Origin of the sequence: Pseudobacillus badius (genome assembly GCF_002189605.1) — a bacterium.
GTDB classification, from domain to species: Bacteria; Bacillota; Bacilli; order Bacillales; family Domibacillaceae; genus Pseudobacillus; species Pseudobacillus badius.
On the sequence record NZ_MWMM01000003.1, the window covers coordinates 486,337 to 506,832 of the forward strand.

Consider the following 20,496-nt stretch of genomic DNA (forward strand, 5'->3'; position numbering starts at 1 on the left):
TAAATGAACTGGGTATATTTTAATGGTCGCTGCTCACTTTGTGAGCAATATAAACCATTGTTAACATAGTGAAGATAAAAGCCTGAATTCCACCGACAAAGACCGAGAATCCTTGCCATGCTAATGTAGGGATAATCGCGGCTAAAGTTCCGCCAAATCCTGTCGCAAGACCTCCTGCCAGCAAACCTAAAAGAATCTCACCGGCAAAGATGTTCCCGTAAAGCCGTAGGCCGAGAGTGAGCGTATTAGCGAACTCCTCTACAATTTTCAATGGGAATAAAAATCCCATTGGACGGAAATAATCTCTTCCGTATTCGGCAAAGCCTTTCATTTTAATTCCATAGTAATGTGACAGAGCGACAACCATAACGGCAAGCGTTAAAGTGATCACCGGGTCTGCTGTTGGAGATTTCCACCAGAGCACGCCATCTTTTACCACTGAAAATGGAAGACCAAGAAAGTTGGAAACTGCAATGTACATAAGCAGCGTAATTCCAAGAACATGGAAACGTCCTCCTGTTTTCCAGTCCATGTTACTCTTGACGATCCCCTTCACAAAGTCCATGATCCACTCAAAAAAGTTTTGCAGCCCAGTAGGCTTCATTGCCAATTTTCTTGTGGAAATGACTGCAATCAAGAAAACGATTGCGCTGGCAACGGTAATCATTAATACGTTGGCCAAGTTGAAAGTTAATGTAAAACCGTCAAACACTTCCCAATGATATAATGGATTTTCGTGATGCAACTGTTTTCACCTCTCTTCCCCGGTTTTTCTCTTTATTAGAAAATGAATAAAAAAATCTATCATAATGACAATATAGGATGCCATTAATCCCAAAACTGTACTGATCATGTTGAAATGGTCCGGATAACGAAGGGCAATGATAGCAGCAACGCCAGCGGATGCCATTCTAGACATAGTGCCCAGCGATTGAACTTTATTGCCGCGCTCAAGTGCGGTGTTGAAACGGTGCATTCGCTTCAACATTAACCAGTGGTTGAACAGGCTAAAAGCCGTTCCAAGAATGAGGCCGCCGAAAACCGCCTTATAAGACGTAGTTCCCCAGCAGAAAACAAAGATGGCGAGCAAATATATTAAGTATTTTCTATGTCTGGTCAGCGAGTGCTGGAGTTCCCCCATAATTGATTAATCCTCCGAATTGAAATGGTTAACTGTCTTAAGCATAGAAAAAATGCCCGCAGTTAATCCTAAGAGCAGTCCGACGATTAAAAAAAGTGGTTCAGTTTTCCATGTTCCGTCAAGCCAGCGTCCGGCAAATATTCCAATCAGGATGGATCCTGTCAGCTGCGCTAAAATCGTGCTGTATAACGCCATTGCCTTAAACGCATTTTTACGGCCCTTCATCTAATAACACTCCTGCCCACCGTGGGTTCTACCTAAAAAAAAAGCGTTTACGCTCAGTTCATAGTATTTGCTCTTTTCCCTTTGTAAGCATACAATAGGGGTATTTTAATGTCAACGCATACTAAAAAAAACCTCAAAAATTGTAGCTTATATTTCACAAATTGATCAAATTTCAAATCTTCCCATAAGTTTTGCTTATAAAGGACGATAAGTAAAAAATAATTGCAAAAATTACATCTTTTCGCTAGTGCCTTCGGTGGAATGATGCCGCTGAATACTTTAAGAAGGGGCTGTCCCGAAAGGTCATGAAACATGACTTTTTGGGTCGGCCCCTCTTTCTTCTCTAAAACCGGCTTCATTTCAATCCGCCAGGACACCTTCATCTGTGTTTATTTTAGAGACGTATTCAACAGCTCTCTTACATTAAAACCGGTCAGGCTTTTCAGTCGCTGCCTGGAAATAATAGCGGATCGCCTCGCAAATTCGGCGGGACGCTTCGCCATCTCCGTAAGGATTGGATGCTTTGGACATTTTTTCATATTCTGCTTCATCCTTCAGCAGTTCAGTTGCCATTTGATAAATCGTTTCTTCATCTACACCGGCAAGCTTTAATGTGCCGGCCTTAATTCCTTCCGGGCGCTCCGTTGTATCCCGAAGAACGAGAACCGGCACACCGAGGGAAGGCGCTTCCTCCTGCACGCCGCCGGAATCAGTCAAAATCAAGTGGGCTCTTGCCGCGAAGTTATGGAAATCAATTACATCGAGCGGCTCAATGAGATGAATGCGCGGGTCATTGCCAAGAATGTCGCCGGCAATTTCTCGAACAACCGGATTCATATGCATAGGGTAAACGACTTGAATGTCGCCGTTTTCTTCCACAAGCCGCTTGATCGCCCGGAACATGCTGCGCATCGGCTCGCCGAGGTTTTCCCGGCGGTGGGCCGTCATCAGGACAAGACGGTCGCTGCCCAGCTGATCAAGCACTTTGTGGCTGTAGCTGTCTTTGACGGTTGTCTTTAACGCATCGATCGCCGTGTTGCCCGTAACAAAAATCGTTTCCGCTTTTTTTCCTTCGTTCAGCAGGTTCTCCTCCGCTTGACCCGTCGGGGAGAAGTGGAGATCAGCAATGACTCCGGTTAATTGACGGTTCATTTCCTCCGGGAATGGAGAATATTTATTCCATGTGCGAAGTCCGGCTTCCACATGGCCAACCGCAATTTGGTTATAAAAAGCAGCCAGGCTCGCCACAAACGTTGTCGTCGTGTCGCCATGCACGAGCACGATATCCGGCTTGACTTCCTTCATTACCCGGTCAAGCCCCTCCAGCCCGCGCGTTGTCACATCAATCAGCGTCTGGCGGTCTTTCATAATGTTTAAATCAAAATCAGGAGTGATTTTAAAGATTTCCAGCACTTGGTCCAGCATTTGCCGGTGCTGTGCGGTTACGGTCACAATCGATTCAAACTGCTCGGGATGTTTCTGCAATTCCAGAACGAGCGGAGCCATCTTAATTGCTTCCGGACGCGTTCCAAAAATAGTCATTACTTTAATCGGGCGGTTCATCTTATTTGCACCTACTTCTAATTATTTTGTTCCAAACAGGCGGTCGCCTGCATCTCCTAATCCTGGTACAATGTAGCCTTTTTCATTTAACTTCTCATCTAAAGCAGCAATATAGATATCTACATCTGGGTGGGCTTCCTGCAGAGCCTCTACTCCCTCAGGCGCAGCCACTAAACACATAAATTTAATGTTTTGCGCGCCGCGTTTTTTCAAAGAGTGGATCGCTTCAATGGCTGATCCGCCTGTAGCAAGCATTGGATCAACAACGATGAAATCACGCTCTTCGACATCAGATGGAAGTTTCACGTAATATTCAACAGGCTTTAGCGTAGCTGGATCGCGATACAAGCCGACATGGCCGACTTTGGCAGCTGGAATCAGCTTTAAAATGCCGTCTACCATGCCGATGCCGGCGCGCAGAATCGGCACGATGCCGAGCTTTTTGCCGGCAAGCGTTTTTGCATTGGCTTCACATACCGGTGTTTGAATTTTCACTTCCTGAAGCGGCAGATCACGTGTAATTTCAAAGGCCATTAACGTGGATACTTCATCTACTAATTCACGGAATTCTTTCGTTCCTGTTTCTTTGTCGCGTATAATAGTCAACTTATGCTGGATTAATGGGTGATCGAACACATATACTTTTCCCAAAATTATCGCTCCCTTGTATTAATGTATCAACTGATCCATGCTAGCTTCCGATGGCAAAAAAATAAGCCGCACACGCAGCCATTCTTCAACTTCTTTCAGCAAGCTTCCTTCTAATTTTACATAAAAAGCCCAAGAAGAACAAATGGGAAAATATAAAAAGCCCCGGAATGAAAATTTTTCATTCCAGAGCTGCTCATTTAACTATATAAAGGATATTTCGCTGTTAAGTCCGCCACACGCTGGCTCAATTCTTTAAGAACTGCTTCATCCTCATGATGTTTCAATGCTGAGCTGATGATAGCTGCGACTTCATCCATTGCTTCTAAATCAAATCCGCGTGAAGTGACTGCTGCCGTACCGATACGGATACCGCTTGTGACAAACGGGCTTTCCGGATCAAATGGAATTGTGTTTTTGTTAGAAGTGATTCCAATATCATCTAGCACCTTTTCTGCTACTTTACCTGTTAAACCAAGAGTTTGCAGATCAATAAGCAGCAGGTGGTTATCGGTGCCGCCTGATACAAGCTGAATGCCTTCTTTCGCCAGGCCTTCTCCCAGACGCTTAGCATTGTCGATGATTTTCTGTGCATACGTCTTGAAGCTGTCATCGAGCGCTTCTCCGAAAGCAACCGCTTTGGCTGCAATTACGTGCATAAGCGGGCCGCCTTGGATGCCAGGGAAAATAGACTTGTCAATTTTCTTAGCAAATTCTTCTTTACAAATAATCATGCCGCCGCGCGGACCGCGCAACGTTTTATGGGTAGTGGTTGTCACGAAATCAGCGTAAGGAACCGGGCTTTCATGAAGACCTGCTGCTACAAGGCCGGCGATATGAGCCATGTCGACCATTAGGTAGGCACCGACTTCATCTGCAATTTCACGGAATTTCGCAAAATCAATAGCACGTGGATAAGCACTCGCGCCTGCAACGATCAGCTTCGGCTTATGCTCCACTGCTTTTTGGCGGACATCTTCATAATCAATCTGCTGATTTTCTTTGCTGACGCCGTACTCGATGAAGTTGTATTGCACTCCGCTGAAGTTAACCGGGCTTCCGTGAGTTAAATGGCCGCCGTGTGATAAGTTCATTCCAAGAACAGTATCACCATGCTCCAATATAGTGAAATAAACAGCCATATTCGCTTGAGCACCAGAGTGAGGCTGTACGTTCACATGGTCGCCGCCGAAAATTTGCTTCGCACGGTCGCGGGCCAGGTTTTCCACCACATCCACATGCTCGCAGCCGCCATAATAACGCTTGCCTGGATAACCTTCTGCATATTTGTTCGTTAATACAGAGCCTTGTGCTTCCATGACCGCTTGGCTGACAAAGTTTTCCGAAGCGATTAATTCAATTTTCGACTGCTGGCGTTTTAACTCGTCTTGAATGGCCGCAAATACAGCCGAGTCCTGCTCTTTAAGAATACTCATTTCCAAACCCCTTCCGTTTTTAAACGTGATATATGCCTTTATGTATTGCCAATTTTTAAAATTCATTTATATTTTAACATGTTTTCTTCACGTTTCAAATGAAATAAATAGAAAAGCCGATCTTTTTCAATAAAAAAAGCCGGCTTCTCCGTGAAAAGCCGGTCAAAACTTAACATTATCCAGAACACTTCTCATTGGCATTCGTTTTTTCATAAACAGCGCGGGCACCGCCGATCAGCTTCGGCCGCGTCGTGGCCATTGTCACATGCGCGTGTCCCACTTCTTTGACGCTTGTCCGCAGCGGAACGGCCACATGTTTCAAATGCATGCCGATAAATGTATCGCCGATATCAATGCCGGCGTCAGCCTTGATAAATTCAACCACTGCGCTATCTTTCTTGTGATTAAATGCATACGCAGCCATCGATCCGCCGGCCTGCCGAACCGGCACCACAGCCACTTCTTCAAGCTGCAGCCGCTGGATTTGTTCCCGGTCGACAACGAGCGCCCGGTTTAAATGCTCACAGCACTGAAAGGCGAGATGCCATTCATGCTCATCTGCAAATGCCTGCAATTGCCGGTACACCATTTCAGCAATTTCCAGCGTGCCGGCTGTTCCGATCTTCTCGCCGGCAATTTCTGAAGTTGAACAGCCGATCACAACAGTCTGTCCTTTTTGGAGACGGGCCTGCTGCTGAAACTCCTGCAGCAGACGGTCAAGCTGCTGCTCCCACTCTTTAAGCTGCAACAACGCTCATCCCTCCCCTTTTATTTTTCTTCATACGATGTAATCTTATTAAGACGGTTTTCATGACGGCCGCCTTCATAATCAGTTGTCAGCCATACTTTGGCAATTTCCCGGGCAAGCCCTGGTCCAATGACACGCTCTCCCATCGCCAGCATATTGCTGTTATTATGTTCCCTTGTCGCCTTGGCACTGAACACATCATGAACAAGCGCACAGCGAATGCCCTTCACTTTATTGGCGGCAATGCTCATCCCGATCCCTGTTCCGCATATTAAAATGCCGCGGTCAAACTCTCCATTGGCGACCTTTTCTGCTACCGGAAGCGCATAATCAGGATAGTCGACAGACGTGCCGCATTCACAGCCGAAGTCCTCATATTCTAACCCGAGTTCCTCAAGCAAGCCCTTGATTTCTTCACGGATATTGATTCCGCCATGATCGGATGCAATGGCAATTTTCATATGTTTAATCTCCTTTTGGCATAGCCGATTTTTCTTCTATTTTGTCACAGGAGAAGAAAAATGAAAAGGCTAAGACGTTCAAAGCTGGAATTTCGTAATGGTTGATTTCAACTCTTCCGCTTGCTTCTTCAGCTGCATAGCGGCTCTTTCAATGTCATGCATCACGTCCGTTTGATCTTTCGTCGCCCGGGTCACTTCCACCGCTCCTGCAGACGTTTCTTCGGCAATCGCTGCCACCTCTTCTGATTGGTTAGAGGTTTGCTGAATGCTGTCCAGCTGCTTGTCCACAAGCCTTGAAATGATCTGCACCACCTCTGCCACCTCATGAATCTTTCCGGTCATTTGTTCGATCGCTGAATTGGCCTGAGATCCGTTTTGCACTTCTTTGCTGACTGTTCTCACTTGCGAGGAGATTTTTTGGACAACCTGATCTACTTCCTGCTGAATATGCTGGATCAGTTCAGAAATGCCGCTGACTGCCTTGGCGCTTTCATCAGCAAGTTTGCGCACTTCTTCAGCAACGACCGCAAAGCCTTTGCCGTGCTCGCCTGCACGTGCCGCTTCGATGGAAGCATTTAAGGCCAGCAGGTTCGTCTGGGCTGCCATATCGCCGACAAGCTGAATAATTTGTTCGACCTTGCGCGCATTAGTTTCCAGCCGCTTAACCGCTTCAAGTGACTCCTCATTCTCCGCCGACAGCTTCTCCATTCCGGAAATCAGCGACTGAAAAATCGCTTTGTTTACTTGCAAATCCTCCACCATCTCTTCTGCCTGCACGGCGGAGGCCTTCGCCTTCGACTGCACTTCTGCGGCCAGATGCGTTACGTCCTCAACGGATTCTGCCGTCGATTGAATGGCTGCTGCCGAATTCTCAGCTCCGGCGGAAATTTCGTCGACTGTCCGGAATATTTCTTCTGCCCGTTGAGAAGCTTTTGTCGCTTCTGCAGATATCTGAACAACACTTTCGTTTGTTAAAGCAAAATTGTTGTCAATGCTATGAACCATGTGCCGCAAATTACCAAGCATATGATTAAACGCTATACCGAGCGAACGAATTTCATCTTCGCTTTCCGGAAGTTCAACGTCCTCTTTAATATCTCCTTGAGCAGCTGCTAGTGTGGCCGCTTCAAGCCGTTTCAGCGGCTTAACGAAATAGCCGCCGGCTACATAGGCAAGAATCCCCGACCACATAATTCCCAATAACAAGGTGACCACCGTGAACAGCGTTTGATCCATCCACGAAAAGTAAGTAGGATAAATATAATAAATAAAAAAGCCGCTCGTCGTATAAGTAATAAGAGCTAAAAGCGTAACAAGAACAACCAGTTTCTTTCTTAGCCCGAATTTCGCTGCACGTCTATTCTCCATGATGGCCCCTTTCCGGAACGTCCCCTGCTTCACTTTGCATTTTCTTAAGAGCTTCTGTAATCAATTCATCCAGTTCTTCATATGTTTGCCGATACTCTTCAATCGAGCCTCCATACGGATCAGCTACATCTCCGCGTTCTCCTTTAGCAAATTCCTTTAATGTCCATAACTTATTTGAACAATCCGGAAATAAAGAAAGAACAGCTTGCTTATGGCTGGCTGTCATAGTAAAAATAGCATCCGCCCATTCGACTATATCCTTGCCTAACCCTTGGGAAACATGTTGAAAAGAAATGTGATTTTCCTTTAAAACTGCCATTGTATGCGCGGATGCCCCGCTGCCTGCTGCGGCATAAACACCCGCAGAACGTACCTCCCATTCTTGCTTTTTATCCTTCAAAATCGCTTCTGCCATCGGACTTCTACACGTATTTCCTGTACATACAAACAATATATTCAACTGTTTTCACCCTCCAGCTGTCGTCTTATGTTTTTATTATATAAGATTTTTCCCAAAAGAGGGTAAAAAGCTCTATATATTTTTCCAATTAAAGAAAAAGCAACTTGAACCCGAACGCCAGCAGCACACAGCCGCCAAAAGCTTCGCTGTATGGCCCCAGCCACCTGCCGGCCTTTCTGGCAGCCAATAACCCGCTCCATGTTAAGGCTGCGGCGATACCGCCAAATAGCATGAGCACAAGCAGAACTTTAGCCCCATAAATCCCAAGCGTCAGACCGACAGAGAAACTATCCAGGCTGACAATTAAAGAGAAGAGCATTAGTTTCCAGCCGACAGGCGCTGTTCTTTCTTCTTCTTCCCGCTGGAAAAAAGCAATGATCATTTGGGCGCCGGCAATAATTAACAGCAAGCCGCCGATCAAAGCCGCAATCGTGCCAAACGTATCTGTCACAAACCGGCCGGCCACCATCCCAAGAAGCGGCAAAATAATATGAAAGCTGCCGATAATAATGCCAATAAAAAAAATCCGCCGCAGCCTGATTGGCGCCATGCCCATCCCCAGGCTTGCCGAGAAAGCATCCATGCCTAATGCTAAAGCCAGCGTGCTTAATGTAACCACTTCACCCATGTTCTATTTCATTCCCTTCCTTGTTGGACGTGCCTCTTTCCAACATATGCAGGAAGGCAGAAATACTTTCTTGCCGTTCCAGGAAGAAACGGTCTATTCCCTTTTGAAGCCTCTTCGGGTAAATAAAAAAAGACTCCGGATCATGCAGTCTGACACTGCTGTCCGAAATCTTTTCTCTTTATTTTTGTTTTTCATGCAGCCAGCGGTGAGCCGCCGCTTTTTCGAGCCGGTTCATAATAGCGAGCCCCACTCCATCTGTTGGAAAGATTTCGGAATAAATGATATCGACATCGGTTTCATTAAAAGCCCGCAGCACCTCATATAGAGAATGAGCGACCGTCCGTAAATCGTCCCGGCGTCCGCAAGGCAAAATGACATCCGCCTCATAGAAGGGGAGATTCTCCTCTGTTGTTAACAAACCGACCTTCTTTCCTTCCTGCCGCTGTTCGTTAATCCTGGACTGGACCCAGCTGCGGCTCCCATCCAGCAAATAAACAGGGGCCTCCGGGGCATAATGCTTATATTTCATTCCCGGCGATTTCGGCTGCTGATTCATATCTGTTAAAGCAGCGTCAATAGCTGCTTCTCCCACTACCGCTTCAATGTCTTCCTTTGTAATGCCGCCTGGCCGCAAAATCACTGGAATGCTTCCGGTACAGTCTACCACAGTAGACTCCACACCGACTCCGGTATCGCCTCCGTCAATAATGCCGGCGATCACGCCATCAAGATCGTCTTGGACATGCCTGGCCGATGTAGGGCTCGGCTTGCCTGAACGATTTGCGCTTGGAGCAGCAATCGGCAAGCCGCATTTACGGATCACAGCCAGCGCTACGGGATGATCCGGCATACGCACAGCTACCGTTTCCAGCCCGGCAGTGACAAGCTGAGACAGCCGGTTCGGCTGCTTTTCCAGAATAACCGTCAGCGGGCCCGGCCAAAACGCCTCCATTAGACGTTCAGCTGTTTGGGATAGGTTAACTGCTATGTCTGCTACTTGCTGCTTTGAGGCAATATGGACAATAAGCGGATTATCAGCCGGCCGGCCTTTTGCCGCAAATATTTTGGCAGCCGCCTGATCTGATAACGCATTGCCTCCTAATCCATAAACCGTTTCCGTAGGGAAAGCTACTACCTCATCCTGCTTTAATAACTCTGCCGCTTCTTCAATTTGTGGATATGTGTCTAAAACATCCACACTGTTATCCACATGCCAATGTTTTGTTCGCATTTTGCTCACCTATCGTTCATTTCTTGTTATTTTCGATAAATTCTATGTTTCTTGTGCATAAATTCGTTTTTATTGGAAAGATATGCACAAAATCCTCTTTCTTATCCACATTGTGTGGATAATTATTTCCGCTTTGTTTATAAACCTGTGGGTAACTGTGGATAAATTTCAGAAAAATTAGTGATCGCTATTTTATCCACAGTGGAAAAGTCTATGAATCTTTCCGCTTGAAAAGCTCCACAATCGCCAGTTTTATCTCCGGCTGTTCCGGTTCTCCCTCTGCATATACCGGCTCTCGCTCTTGTTCTGGCTCTTGCTTCAGATTCGGATCTTGGTTCGGATCTTGGTCTGAAGCTTGCTTTAGGTTCGGATCTTGATCCGGCTGGCTGCTTTCTTCCACACCCGGGCTAACCGCTGCTCCGTTTGAAAAGTCGAGAAAGCAAAGCGGCGGGTAGAGTACGCACCACCAATTGGCCCCCTCGCCTTTTCCAACCGTAATGACGATTGCTTCGTATTCGCCGGCAGGATACAAAAATTGTCCGTATAGCTTTGTCGGAAACTTAGCTTTTCCAAAGTTCACTTTAATAGGAGCTTGTATGCCTTCTTTTTCAGCACGTTTCATAGCAATCTCTTCAATTTCCGGCAATTTGCTTTTTAAAAGGCGGCGGGCTTCCGGCAAAGAATCTAAACCGGCTACCCACTTGGTAATTTCTTTATTCACGTCATCTCTGATTTTTCGCTTCAGTTCTTGATCAGCAGCACTGTCACTATTGGCAAGAATGCGCAGCCGGATGGCTTCCTTTGGAATGACAATTGTTTCCTCCGCCTCTGCTGCATGATCAGGAATATATAAACTTAGGATTGTACCAATTGATAATATGAGTAAATAAATGCCTGCAATTAATCTATTCATTGTTTTCCCCTCCTGGAAACCAGTCTGTCCAGAAAAGAAAAACTTAAACAATGAAACTATTAAATTTTTGCAAAAACCATTCGGTCTTTGCCATTTATATCATTTTTCACACTGACGGCCGCCTGCGGAAAAGCGCTTTGCAGCAAAGCCGCCACCGCTTCTCCCTGGCCCGCTCCGATTTCAAAGCCGACTAGGGCTTTCGAGTGGAGCACATCCGGCAGCTGCCTGCACAGCCGCCGGTAAATATCTAACCCATCCTCTCCGCCGAACAAAGCCATTTCCGGCTCATGATCGATCACCACCGTTGACAGCTCTTCCCGATCTGCCAGCGGAATATAGGGCGGATTAGAAAGAACAACATCGAGCTTGATTTCCTTTTCAATAAACGGGGCCAGCAAATCGCCCTGGAAGAAAGAAATATCCGCCCCTAATGCCTCACTGTTCTGCTTCGCTGTATGTAGCGCTTTTTCTGAGAGATCCGTAGCATATACAGCAAGCTCCGGACATTCAAGCTTCATCGTTACAGCAATTGCGCCGCTGCCGGTGCCGATATCCGCCAGCGTCAATTCCTTCTTGGCAAAATGCTGATGGATGCCCTCAAGCGCGTGCCAAACAAGCTCCTCTGTCTCCGGCCGGGGAATTAACACCTCTTCATTTACAATAAAGTCTCGTCCATAAAACTGCTCTTCGCCAATCATATGCTGAATCGGCACGCCTTCTCCATGACGGCTGACCATTTCCACAAATGCGTGCTGCTGCTGCTCTGTCAGCGATTCGCGCACATTCGCCAAGAGTTCTGACCGTTTCATCTTTAATATGTGCTGCAAAAGCAGCTCGCCCGCATTCTCATCCCGCTGCCGCTCTTGTAAAAAAGAAGAAGCCCATCGCAGGGCCTCGTATATCTTTTGTGTCATATTAATCCTGCAAGTTCTCAAGCTTGGAAGACTGTTCTTCCATAATAAGGGCATCAAGCACCTCATCCAGCTTGCCTTCCAAAATTTGATCCAGCTTTTGCAAGGTTAATCCGATGCGATGGTCAGTCACACGGTTTTGCGGGAAGTTGTATGTGCGAATACGCTCAGAACGGTCACCTGAACCGACCGCTGATTTTCTTTGCGCATCATATTCTGCCTGAGCTTCCTGCTGAAATTTATCATATATGCGGGCGCGGAGCACTTTCATGGCTTTTTCTTTATTTTTGATTTGTGATTTTTCATCCTGGCAGGAAACAACAATGCCAGTTGGAAGATGCGTTAAACGAACAGCAGACATCGTGGTATTGACACTTTGCCCGCCTGGTCCGCTGGACGCAAAGGTATCCACGCGAATATCTTTTTCGTGAATGTCCACTTCCACATCTTCCGCTTCAGGAAGACAGGCCACTGTCGCTGTGGATGTATGAATACGGCCGCCTGATTCCGTTTCCGGTACACGCTGCACACGATGCGCTCCATTTTCATACTTCATTTTTGAAAACGCGCCTTTTCCATTAATCATGAAAATAATTTCTTTATAGCCGCCAAGTCCCGTTGAATTCGCTTCAATCACTTCGGTTTTCCAGCCCTGCATCTCAGCATAACGGCTATACATGCGGTACAAATCACCAGCAAACAGCGCCGCCTCATCCCCGCCGGCTGCTCCGCGAATTTCCATGATCACGTTTTTATCATCGTTCGGGTCTTTCGGGATCAAAAGAATTTTCAGCCGCTCTTGCAGCTGTTCAAGCTGCTCTTCTAATTCGCCAATTTCCTCTTTCACCATTTCGCGCATCTCGGCATCCAGCTTTTCATCAAGCATCGCCTTGGCATCCTCATATTGCTGCTTTGCTTCTTTATATTCACGATACACGAGTACGGTCTCTTGAATGTCCGACTGTTCCTTCGAATAATCTCTCAGCTTGGCCGGGTTATTCACAATCTCCGGATCGCTTAACAGTTCATTTAACTTATCATAGCGGTCCTCTACCGCCTGTAAACGGTCAAACATAGCGTCACCTCAAATTTCGTCCATAATGTTATCATTATAATATATAGAAAAAACCAGCACAATGTAAAAAGAAAAGCAGCGCCCGCTGCCCCGCGGAAAGCGAAGCGCCTCGAATGGAAATCAATCGTTCCCACCCTCACACAAACTAAAAAAGCCGGCAGGCAAACTCGATAAAACATGAGTTTGCCTGCCGGCTGAGCGAGCATCGCGGACGCTCGCTTGTTAGCTGCTTATTGAGTTTTTTCTACGGCTGCCTTCTGTGTATGTACAGAACTAAGGGGCACTTCGTGATGGTGACGGCAGCGCGGTTCATAACTCTCGGATGCTCCTACTAAAATAACCGGATCATCATAGCCTGCCGGCTGGCCATTAATTAGACGCTGGGTCCGGCTGGCTGGCGATCCGCAGACAGCGCACACGGCCTGAAGCTTCGTGACCAATTCAGCAATAGCCATCAAAGCAGGCATCGGCCCAAACGGCTCTCCCCGGAAATCCTGGTCAAGCCCGGCTAAGATGACACGATGGCCGCGGTTGGCCAGCAGCTGGGCAACCGACACAATCTCTTTATCAAAAAACTGAGCCTCATCAATCGCAACAATGTCCACATCTGACGAGACAGCCGCCAAAATAGCTGCTGCTTCTGCCACCGGCACAGCAATAACCGCCGAGCCATTGTGCGATACAACAGACTCTTCACTATAACGATCATCAATTTTAGGCTTAAATACCATGATCTCTTGTTTGGCAAATTGAGCGCGTCTGACACGGCGGATCAGTTCCTCGGATTTCCCGGAAAACATGCTGCCGCAAATGACTTCCACCCACCCGGTTTGTTTCATCACATACATCGAATAAGCCTCACTTTCAACTTTCCGCTTTGCATTTAGTCCCAAAAGGCAAAAAACAGGCAAGCAGTTATAGATAACTCCTTGCCTGTTTTTTATTGTTCAATTACTTATTCTTCATGCCGTATTTTTTGTTGAAGCGATCAACACGTCCGCCAGCATCAGCGAATTTTTGACGGCCAGTATAGAATGGGTGGCACTCAGAGCAAACCTCTACGCGGATTTCCTGATTTACGGAACCAGTTTCAAACTCGTTTCCGCATGCACATTTCACCATTGCTTTTTTATAATCTGGATGAATAGCTGCTTTCATTCTTGTCATCTCCTTCCGCCCTGAATCATTTCGAAACAGAGTTGTCTATACGAAGTACGGCAAGATTACCCCGTACTTATAGGCTAAGCACACTGTATTATTATAACAAGGGTTTGTCCAAAAATCAAATAGCAATTATAAAATTCGTTTAGAAGAACCGCCGGATTTTATTTCCTCTGCCAGCTGGGAAACAAATTCCTCATTTGTTTTTGTCTGGCGGAGACGGCGCAAGAACTTCTCAGCAAGATCCGGTGAATCAGACATTGTTTTGCGGATCGACCAGATCATATCAAGCTGTTCTTTGTCGATAAGCAGCTCTTCTTTCCGAGTGCCTGAGCGTCTAATATCGATAGCCGGGAAGATGCGGCGCTCAGCAAGGGAACGATCCAGATGAAGCTCCATGTTTCCAGTTCCTTTAAATTCTTCATAAATCACATCGTCCATCCGTGAGCCGGTATCAACAAGGGCCGTCGCCAAGATCGTCAGGCTGCCGCCTTCTTCGATGTTGCGCGCCGCGCCGAAAAAGCGTTTCGGGCGATGGAATGCGGCCGGATCAATCCCCCCGGAAAGCGTGCGTCCGCTCGGCGGAATGACAAGGTTATAGGCCCGAGCCAGCCTTGTGATGCTGTCCATCAAAATAATGACGTCGCGCTTATGCTCGACGAGGCGCATTGCCCGCTCCAGCACAAGTTCAGCTACTTTAATATGATTTTCCGGCACGGCATCAAAGGTCGAGCTGATCACTTCCGCTTCAACAGACCGTTCAATGTCAGTTACCTCTTCTGGACGCTCATCGATAAGCAAAACAATCAATTCTGCTTCTGGATGGTTAGCGGTGATCGAATTGGCGATCTCTTTCAGCAAAATGGTTTTCCCTGCTTTTGGCGGCGCCACAATTAATCCCCGCTGGCCAAAGCCGACAGGTGAAATTAAGTCCATGATTCGCGTTGACAGATTTCTTGGAGTCGTTTCAAGCTTAATTTGGCGATCCGGATATAAAGGAGTTAATGCTGGAAAGTGGACACGCTCTTTAGCAGATTCAGGATCATCTCCATTTACCGCTTCAACGTGCAGGAGGCCATAGTAACGCTCATTTTCTTTCGGAGGGCGCACTTTACCAGATACTTTGTCACCGTTTCTTAAATCAAACCGGCGGATTTGTGAAGCAGAAATATAAATATCTTCAGAGCTTGGCGAATAGTTGATCGGTCTTAAAAAACCAAAGCCTTCAGATTGGATAATTTCAAGAACGCCTTCCATAAAAAAGAAGCCCTGTTCCTCGGCGCGCGCTTTCAAAATTGCAAAGATTAATTCTTTTTTCGTGAGTTTGCTGTAATAGGAAATCTTGTATGTGCGCGCAAGCTCATAAAGTTCCTTTAATTTTAAATTCTCTAAATAAGAAATTGTTAACTCTTCCATTTGGGCACCACACTTTTATTTAATTCTCATCCTATATAGATAAGATGAGCGGTTCTTTCTTTCGCCAGCCGCGCCTGATCTGTGCTCCTATTCAGGCCGGTCGATGACCGTATTCTCAGCCTGCTCGATGCCGGGCCGTTTCCATGAAGGGAAACATCGATTTCCCATCTTGCCCCAGGCATGATCGGCTTTTGCTTAAAATAATATCTATTTTAACCTGTTCGGGTAAATGCCGCAATCACTGAATAAAAAAGGAGGGAATCTTTCACTGGTATCCATACCGGGCGATATTGTGAGTGGTGTTGAAAAACAGCAAAGGCAGGCTGAAGAGCCGGTAATTCCCGGCGCAAGCCCGCTCCATGCTGTTGAATGATCATAAATAAAAACAGTTATTCGTTGATTAAGGCTTCATAACTAAGTGCGGTTTTTTCTCCAAGCTGTGACGGCCGTCAACAAAACGGACCGTGCCGGATTTTGCTCTCATAACAACAGAATGAGTTTGTCCGTGCGAACCTTTAAATTGAACACCGCGAAGCAATTCGCCGTCTGTTACGCCAGTCGCTGCAAAAATGGCATCGTCACCGCGCACAAGATCTTCCATGCGAAGCACTTGCTTCAAGTCAATGCCCATCTTCTCACAACGTTTAATTTCTTCCTCATTTTGCGGAAGCAATCTTCCTTGGATTTCTCCGCCGAGGCATTTGAGCGCAACGGCTGAGATAACCCCTTCAGGAGCGCCGCCGGAACCGAATAGAATATCGACACCTGTCTGATCAAAGGCCGTGTTGATCGCCGCTGCTACGTCGCCGTCTTCTATTAATTTAATGCGGGCGCCCGCTTCGCGAAGCTGAGCAATGATCTCTTCGTGGCGCGGACGGTTTAACACCGTAGCAACCACATCTTCAATATCCTTGTTTTTCGCTTTAGCGACCGCTTTTAAATTATCAATCACAGAGGCATTAATATCAATTTGTCCGACCGCTTCGGGACCGACTGCGATTTTATCCATATACATATCAGGTGCGTGGAGCAAGTTGCCATGGTCTGCTACGGCAAGTACTGCCAAGGCATTCCAGCCGCCTGAAGCGACGATGTTTGTGCCTTCAAGCGGATCTACGGCGATGTCCACAAGCGGGCCAGATCCGGTGCCAAGCTTCTCACCGATATACAGCATTGGAGCTTCATCCATCTCTCCTTCGCCGATGACTACGGTGCCTTTCATTGGAATCGTGTCAAACACGTTACGCATAGCGGTCGTAGCAGCATCGTCCGCTTCCATTTTCTGTCCTCTGCCCATCCAGCGTGCAGATGATAAAGCGGCTGCTTCCGTTACACGGACAAGCTCCATTGATAAACTTCTTTCCATTTTATATTTTCCTCCCGTATTAGAGCTACAATTTTACATTCTCATGAGTATAACCTAATTAACATATATATTGTAACACATTAAACGGGAAATGAGGGGAAGAATTCAGCCGCTTTTCATTTGTCCAAGATCTTCCTCTGATAAGTTTTCACGCCAAAGCTCGGCACCAAGGAGTCTCAGTTTTTCCACAAGCATGCTGTAGCCTCTATCAATATGCTCAAGTCCGGTCACTTCTGTTAATCCTTCCGCCATTAAGCCGGCGATCACAAGAGCAGCCCCTGCTCGCAGGTCGCTCGCCTTCACTTTCGCTCCCTTAAGCTGAACCGGCCCATTGATGACAGCTGAGCGGCCCTCTACTTTCATGACAGCATTCATTCTGCGCAATTCATCGATATGCTTAAAACGCGCGGAATAAATTGTATCCGTAACAATTGAAGAGCCTTCTGCCCTTGTTAAAAGTGAAGTAAACGGCTGCTGCAGGTCGGTCGGAAACCCCGGATAAACGAGTGTTTTGATATCAACGGCCTTCAGCTTTTCAGCCCGGCCGACGAAAATTTGGTCATCGCCGATCTCTACCGGTACATTCATCTCCCGGAGCTTCGCTGTCAACGACTCCAAGTGAAGAGGAATGACATTATCAATCACAATGCCATCCCCTGCCGCTGCTGCCAAAATCATAAATGTTCCTGCTTCAATCCGGTCGGGAATAATCGTGTGGCGGCAGCCGTCCAGCTTGTCCACACCATCAATACGGATAATATCGGTGCCCGCACCTTTAATTTTGGCGCCCATGTTATTTAAAAGTGTAGCCACATCAATAATTTCCGGTTCTTTTGCCGCGTTTTCAATAACGGTCTGCCCTTTTGCCTTGACAGCGGCCAGCATAATATTGATGGTTGCTCCTACACTGACTACATCAAGATAAATTCTTGCTCCCCGCAGCTCATTCGCCCGCAGATAAATGGCGCCCTGCTCATTTGTCACTTCTGCTCCAAGAGCTTCGAACCCTTTAATATGCTGGTCGATCGGCCGCGGGCCAAGGTGGCACCCTCCCGGCAAGCCAATAACCGCTTTCTTAAACTTTCCGAGCATGGCCCCCATTAAGTAATAGGAAGCGCGCAGCTTTTTCACCTTGCCATTCGGCAAAGGCATAGCTACCATGCCTGCCGGATCAACAACCATTTCACCGTTTTGAAAGGTGACTTGGCCGCCGATCTCCTCAAGCAATCCTTTCAGAATATGAATATCGGAAATATCGGGCATTCCTTCAATTGTTACTGGGGATTCCGCCAAAATAGTAGCAGGCACTAAAGCAACCGCGCTGTTTTTTGCCCCGTCTACTTTAATTGTGCCTCTTAGCGGATGCCCTCCTACAATTTTCAGCTTTTCCATGTTATGCTCCCTTCCTTCACGCACTGGCTAAGCATCGAAAAAAAGAATTATTCCATCATACCTTGGCAAAAATTTTCGTTGGTCATAGTTTATCCCAACCAAGTAAAAACATGTAAAAAAATGATTTTATTTTACTTGGCGCTTTTCCCAATCAGCTAGAAAAGCTTCAATTCCTTTATCGGTTAATGGATGATTAAACATTTGATTTAACACCTTAAACGGCACCGTTGCAATGTGGGCACCGCGCAATGCTGCATCCGTAATATGCTGCGGATGACGGATAGAAGCGGCAATAATTTCTGTTTCAATCCCATGAATCGCAAAAATAGAAGCGATGGTTTCAATCAGATCCAATCCGTTGTGGCCGATGTCGTCGAGGCGGCCTAAAAATGGAGAAACGTAAGAAGCTCCGGCTCTGGCGGCCAATAGCGCCTGGTTGGCACTAAAAATCAATGTGACGTTAGTTTTAATGCCTTCTTTCGCAAAAACCGCGACCGCTTTCAATCCGTCTGGCGTCATTGGCACCTTTACCGTAATATTTGGGGCAATCTTTGCTAATTCGCGGCCCTCTTTAATCATTCCCTCTGCATCAAGGGAAATAACCTCGGCGCTGACAGACTCGCTGACTAGATCAGTGATTTCGCGAAGGCGATCATGAAAAGGAACAGTTTCCTTTGCCACCAGGGACGGATTCGTTGTCACGCCGGATAAGATGCCCCAAGAATGGGCTTCTTTAATTTCTTCCATATTCGCTGTATCGATAAATAATTTCATGATTCATTCTCTCCTTATTGTTGGGCGGCTCCCATGCCGAAAGAAAATTTCAGAACGGGCGCCTTCCGCTTTTCTAAATTTAAACCGCCTTATGTAACTAAGGCGGTCTCTTTATGCGTCTTTATCCAATCATTGCGCCTTTCCAGATGAACCGAATTCGCGCATTTTTCCTTTAACAGTTTCTTTAATCGTTTCACGCGCCGGTCCTAGGTATTTACGCGGATCATACAGATCTGGTTTTTCGGCAAGAACTTCGCGCACTGTTTTCGCTGACGCTATTTGATTTTCTGTATTCACATTAATTTTGGCCGTTCCAAGTGAAATCGCGCGTTGAATATCTTTTGTCGGGATGCCTGTTCCGCCATGAAGCACGAGCGGAACACCTGTCAGGTTCATAACTTCCTCCATGCGGTCAAAGCCCAGTTTTGGCTCTCCTTTGTATGGGCCATGAACGGAGCCAAGAGCTGGAGCAAAGCAATCCACTCCTGTTTCACGCACCAATTGATCACATTCTGCTGGAATCGCATAAGCAGCTTCCGCATCTTCCACAATCAGATCGTCTTCCTGCCCGCCGATGCGGCCAAGCTCTGCTTCAACAGATACTCCGTGAATATGAGCAAGCTCTACCACTTTTTTCGTTAAAGCAATGTTTTCTTCTAATGGATGGTGAGAGCCATCAATCATAACAGATGTGAAGCCTGCTTGAATCGCTTTTGCACACATTTCAAAGCTGGAGCCATGATCTAAATGAATAGCGACCGGCACCGTCACTTTATACTCTTCCATTAACGCCTTTACCATAGCAACAACAAACTTGAAGCCGCCCATATAGCGCGCTGCCCCTTCAGATACACCAAGAATAACCGGTGATTTCTCTTCTTCTGCTGCTTGTAAAATAGCTTGTGTAAATTCAAGGTTGTTCAAATTAAATTGGCCAACAGCATATTTCTCTTCTTTTGCTTTATTGAGCATTTCTGTCATGGAAACTAAAGGCATAATGATTTTCCTCCTTGATGAACTAAAATACACATCTTAGTATACACTTTCGAATAAATTTACATTTGTATCATACCAAAATAACCGGCCCTTTACCAATGTAAAAGCAGCCGGTTTCACTTTAAGAAACTATGTATTCTTTCACTGTTTTGCGAATATCGTCAATGTCAAAAGGTTTGGCAAAGTGAGTCAGCGCCCCCAGGTCTTTCGCCTTTTGAATCATATCCAGCTCCCCGTAAGCCGTCATAATAATCACTCGGATGCTTTCATCTTTCTGTCTCATCCGCTTCAAAATCTCAATGCCGTCCATCCCGGGGATTTTCATATCCAGCAGCACCAGATCCGGCGAATGATTATCTACAATTTCGAGAGCTTGTATGCCATTCGCCGCTTGAAATGTTTCATACCCTTCCTTTTGAAGCACTTCGTTTAACAGGATGCGTATCCCAAACTGATCATCTACAATAAGTATTTTCCCATTCAATTGCCTCGCCCCTTTGATCTTTATTGTCTTTCTGCTATGTACGGTTTAAAACAACTGACTCTTTCCCCTTTATGTCTAATTTAATTCTAGTTAGCTACT

The 20,496-nt window shown here is 46.4% G+C and carries 23 protein-coding genes; all 23 read right to left on the minus strand.

What is annotated here, in order from left to right; genetic code table 11:
• Window positions 1-19 precede the first annotated feature (19 nt).
• Window positions 20-745, minus strand: coding sequence for a F0F1 ATP synthase subunit A (gene atpB, locus B1A98_RS08560; protein WP_041095400.1), 726 nt, complete (start codon window positions 743-745; stop codon window positions 20-22).
• 6 nt (window positions 746-751) lie between these two features.
• The gene (locus B1A98_RS08565) at window positions 752-1,141 is read right to left on the minus strand and encodes an ATP synthase subunit I (RefSeq protein WP_063384508.1); all 390 of its coding nucleotides are present in this window, start codon (window positions 1,139-1,141) and stop codon (window positions 752-754) included.
• Between the two features lie 6 nt (window positions 1,142-1,147).
• Window positions 1,148-1,366 carry an AtpZ/AtpI family protein gene (locus B1A98_RS08570; RefSeq protein ID WP_063384507.1) on the minus strand — a complete coding sequence of 73 codons (219 nt, stop codon included), beginning with the start codon at window positions 1,364-1,366 and terminating at the stop codon, window positions 1,148-1,150.
• Between the two features lie 423 nt (window positions 1,367-1,789).
• A complete protein-coding gene (gene wecB / locus B1A98_RS08580; RefSeq protein ID WP_063384505.1) occupies window positions 1,790-2,929 on the minus strand; it encodes a non-hydrolyzing UDP-N-acetylglucosamine 2-epimerase in 1,140 nt (379 codons plus the stop codon).
• A gap of 21 nt (window positions 2,930-2,950) precedes the next feature.
• Window positions 2,951-3,580: a uracil phosphoribosyltransferase gene (gene upp, locus B1A98_RS08585; RefSeq protein WP_063384504.1), complete on the minus strand. Its 630-nt coding sequence runs from the start codon at window positions 3,578-3,580 to the stop codon at window positions 2,951-2,953.
• A 197-nt stretch (window positions 3,581-3,777) separates the two neighbouring features.
• Window positions 3,778-5,013 carry a serine hydroxymethyltransferase gene (locus tag B1A98_RS08590; protein WP_041095413.1) on the minus strand — a complete coding sequence of 412 codons (1,236 nt, stop codon included), beginning with the start codon at window positions 5,011-5,013 and terminating at the stop codon, window positions 3,778-3,780.
• 175 nt (window positions 5,014-5,188) lie between these two features.
• A complete protein-coding gene (locus B1A98_RS08595; protein ID WP_063384856.1) occupies window positions 5,189-5,761 on the minus strand; it encodes a TIGR01440 family protein in 573 nt (190 codons plus the stop codon).
• Window positions 5,762-5,781: 20 nt separating this feature from the next.
• Window positions 5,782-6,222 (minus strand): ribose 5-phosphate isomerase B, encoded by a 441-nt coding sequence (gene rpiB, locus B1A98_RS08600; protein ID WP_041095415.1) that lies wholly within the window; start codon window positions 6,220-6,222, stop codon window positions 5,782-5,784.
• A 78-nt stretch (window positions 6,223-6,300) separates the two neighbouring features.
• Window positions 6,301-7,590, minus strand: a complete 1,290-nt coding sequence (locus B1A98_RS08605; protein WP_063384503.1) for a methyl-accepting chemotaxis protein — start codon at window positions 7,588-7,590, stop codon at window positions 6,301-6,303.
• On the minus strand, window positions 7,580-8,050 hold the full coding sequence (locus B1A98_RS08610; RefSeq protein WP_063384502.1) for a low molecular weight protein arginine phosphatase: 471 nt from the start codon (window positions 8,048-8,050) through the stop codon (window positions 7,580-7,582). Before B1A98_RS08610 ends, B1A98_RS08605 begins: the two co-directional genes overlap by 11 nt.
• Before the next feature lie 88 nt (window positions 8,051-8,138).
• Window positions 8,139-8,678: a manganese efflux pump MntP gene (locus B1A98_RS08615; protein ID WP_041095419.1), complete on the minus strand. Its 540-nt coding sequence runs from the start codon at window positions 8,676-8,678 to the stop codon at window positions 8,139-8,141.
• 178 nt (window positions 8,679-8,856) lie between these two features.
• Window positions 8,857-9,909 carry an L-threonylcarbamoyladenylate synthase gene (locus B1A98_RS08620; RefSeq protein WP_063384501.1) on the minus strand — a complete coding sequence of 351 codons (1,053 nt, stop codon included), beginning with the start codon at window positions 9,907-9,909 and terminating at the stop codon, window positions 8,857-8,859.
• A gap of 211 nt (window positions 9,910-10,120) precedes the next feature.
• Window positions 10,121-10,822, minus strand: coding sequence for a stage II sporulation protein R (gene spoIIR / locus B1A98_RS08625; RefSeq protein WP_063384500.1), 702 nt, complete (start codon window positions 10,820-10,822; stop codon window positions 10,121-10,123).
• Window positions 10,823-10,881: 59 nt separating this feature from the next.
• Window positions 10,882-11,736 carry a peptide chain release factor N(5)-glutamine methyltransferase gene (gene prmC, locus B1A98_RS08630; RefSeq protein WP_063384499.1) on the minus strand — a complete coding sequence of 285 codons (855 nt, stop codon included), beginning with the start codon at window positions 11,734-11,736 and terminating at the stop codon, window positions 10,882-10,884.
• 1 nt (window position 11,737) lies between these two features.
• On the minus strand, window positions 11,738-12,808 hold the full coding sequence (gene prfA / locus B1A98_RS08635) for a peptide chain release factor 1 (RefSeq protein WP_063384498.1): 1,071 nt from the start codon (window positions 12,806-12,808) through the stop codon (window positions 11,738-11,740).
• 230 nt (window positions 12,809-13,038) lie between these two features.
• Window positions 13,039-13,656: a thymidine kinase gene (locus tag B1A98_RS08640; protein ID WP_063384855.1), complete on the minus strand. Its 618-nt coding sequence runs from the start codon at window positions 13,654-13,656 to the stop codon at window positions 13,039-13,041.
• A gap of 103 nt (window positions 13,657-13,759) precedes the next feature.
• Complete coding sequence (rpmE, locus tag B1A98_RS08645; RefSeq protein ID WP_041095429.1) at window positions 13,760-13,966, minus strand: 50S ribosomal protein L31; 207 nt, start codon at window positions 13,964-13,966, stop codon at window positions 13,760-13,762.
• Window positions 13,967-14,101: 135 nt separating this feature from the next.
• On the minus strand, window positions 14,102-15,385 hold the full coding sequence (rho, locus tag B1A98_RS08650) for a transcription termination factor Rho (protein WP_063384497.1): 1,284 nt from the start codon (window positions 15,383-15,385) through the stop codon (window positions 14,102-14,104).
• Window positions 15,386-15,785: 400 nt separating this feature from the next.
• Entirely contained in the window at window positions 15,786-16,751 is a 966-nt protein-coding gene (glpX, locus tag B1A98_RS08655) for a class II fructose-bisphosphatase (protein ID WP_063384496.1), read from the minus strand.
• 105 nt (window positions 16,752-16,856) lie between these two features.
• Window positions 16,857-18,143: a UDP-N-acetylglucosamine 1-carboxyvinyltransferase gene (locus tag B1A98_RS08660; RefSeq protein ID WP_041095435.1), complete on the minus strand. Its 1,287-nt coding sequence runs from the start codon at window positions 18,141-18,143 to the stop codon at window positions 16,857-16,859.
• Window positions 18,144-18,269: 126 nt separating this feature from the next.
• Complete coding sequence (gene fsa / locus B1A98_RS08665; RefSeq protein WP_041095437.1) at window positions 18,270-18,917, minus strand: fructose-6-phosphate aldolase; 648 nt, start codon at window positions 18,915-18,917, stop codon at window positions 18,270-18,272.
• A 129-nt stretch (window positions 18,918-19,046) separates the two neighbouring features.
• Window positions 19,047-19,913, minus strand: a complete 867-nt coding sequence (locus B1A98_RS08670; protein WP_041095438.1) for a class II fructose-bisphosphate aldolase — start codon at window positions 19,911-19,913, stop codon at window positions 19,047-19,049.
• Window positions 19,914-20,034: 121 nt separating this feature from the next.
• Window positions 20,035-20,397: a response regulator gene (locus B1A98_RS08675; protein ID WP_041095439.1), complete on the minus strand. Its 363-nt coding sequence runs from the start codon at window positions 20,395-20,397 to the stop codon at window positions 20,035-20,037.
• Between the last annotated feature and the right edge of the window lie 99 nt (window positions 20,398-20,496).

Bases quoted from the DNA above. Each gene is read 5' to 3' on its own strand.
- B1A98_RS08565 (WP_063384508.1), bottom strand. From the start codon at position 1,141: ATGGGGGAACTCCAGCACTCGCTGACCAGACATAGAAAATACTTAATA.
- B1A98_RS08570 (WP_063384507.1), bottom strand. From the start codon at position 1,366: ATGAAGGGCCGTAAAAATGCGTTTAAGGCAATGGCGTTATACAGCACG.
- wecB (WP_063384505.1), bottom strand. From the start codon at position 2,929: ATGAACCGCCCGATTAAAGTAATGACTATTTTTGGAACGCGTCCGGAA.
- B1A98_RS08590 (WP_041095413.1), bottom strand. From the start codon at position 5,013: ATGAGTATTCTTAAAGAGCAGGACTCGGCTGTATTTGCGGCCATTCAA.
- rpiB (WP_041095415.1), bottom strand. From the start codon at position 6,222: ATGAAAATTGCCATTGCATCCGATCATGGCGGAATCAATATCCGTGAA.
- B1A98_RS08605 (WP_063384503.1), bottom strand. From the start codon at position 7,590: ATGGAGAATAGACGTGCAGCGAAATTCGGGCTAAGAAAGAAACTGGTT.
- B1A98_RS08615 (WP_041095419.1), bottom strand. From the start codon at position 8,678: ATGGGTGAAGTGGTTACATTAAGCACGCTGGCTTTAGCATTAGGCATG.
- B1A98_RS08620 (WP_063384501.1), bottom strand. From the start codon at position 9,909: ATGCGAACAAAACATTGGCATGTGGATAACAGTGTGGATGTTTTAGAC.
- spoIIR (WP_063384500.1), bottom strand. From the start codon at position 10,822: ATGAATAGATTAATTGCAGGCATTTATTTACTCATATTATCAATTGGT.
- prmC (WP_063384499.1), bottom strand. From the start codon at position 11,736: ATGACACAAAAGATATACGAGGCCCTGCGATGGGCTTCTTCTTTTTTA.
- prfA (WP_063384498.1), bottom strand. From the start codon at position 12,808: ATGTTTGACCGTTTACAGGCGGTAGAGGACCGCTATGATAAGTTAAAT.
- B1A98_RS08640 (WP_063384855.1), bottom strand. From the start codon at position 13,656: ATGTATGTGATGAAACAAACCGGGTGGGTGGAAGTCATTTGCGGCAGC.
- rpmE (WP_041095429.1), bottom strand. From the start codon at position 13,966: ATGAAAGCAGCTATTCATCCAGATTATAAAAAAGCAATGGTGAAATGT.
- rho (WP_063384497.1), bottom strand. From the start codon at position 15,385: ATGGAAGAGTTAACAATTTCTTATTTAGAGAATTTAAAATTAAAGGAA.
- glpX (WP_063384496.1), bottom strand. From the start codon at position 16,751: ATGGAAAGAAGTTTATCAATGGAGCTTGTCCGTGTAACGGAAGCAGCC.
- B1A98_RS08660 (WP_041095435.1), bottom strand. From the start codon at position 18,143: ATGGAAAAGCTGAAAATTGTAGGAGGGCATCCGCTAAGAGGCACAATT.
- fsa (WP_041095437.1), bottom strand. From the start codon at position 18,917: ATGAAATTATTTATCGATACAGCGAATATGGAAGAAATTAAAGAAGCC.
- B1A98_RS08670 (WP_041095438.1), bottom strand. From the start codon at position 19,913: ATGCCTTTAGTTTCCATGACAGAAATGCTCAATAAAGCAAAAGAAGAG.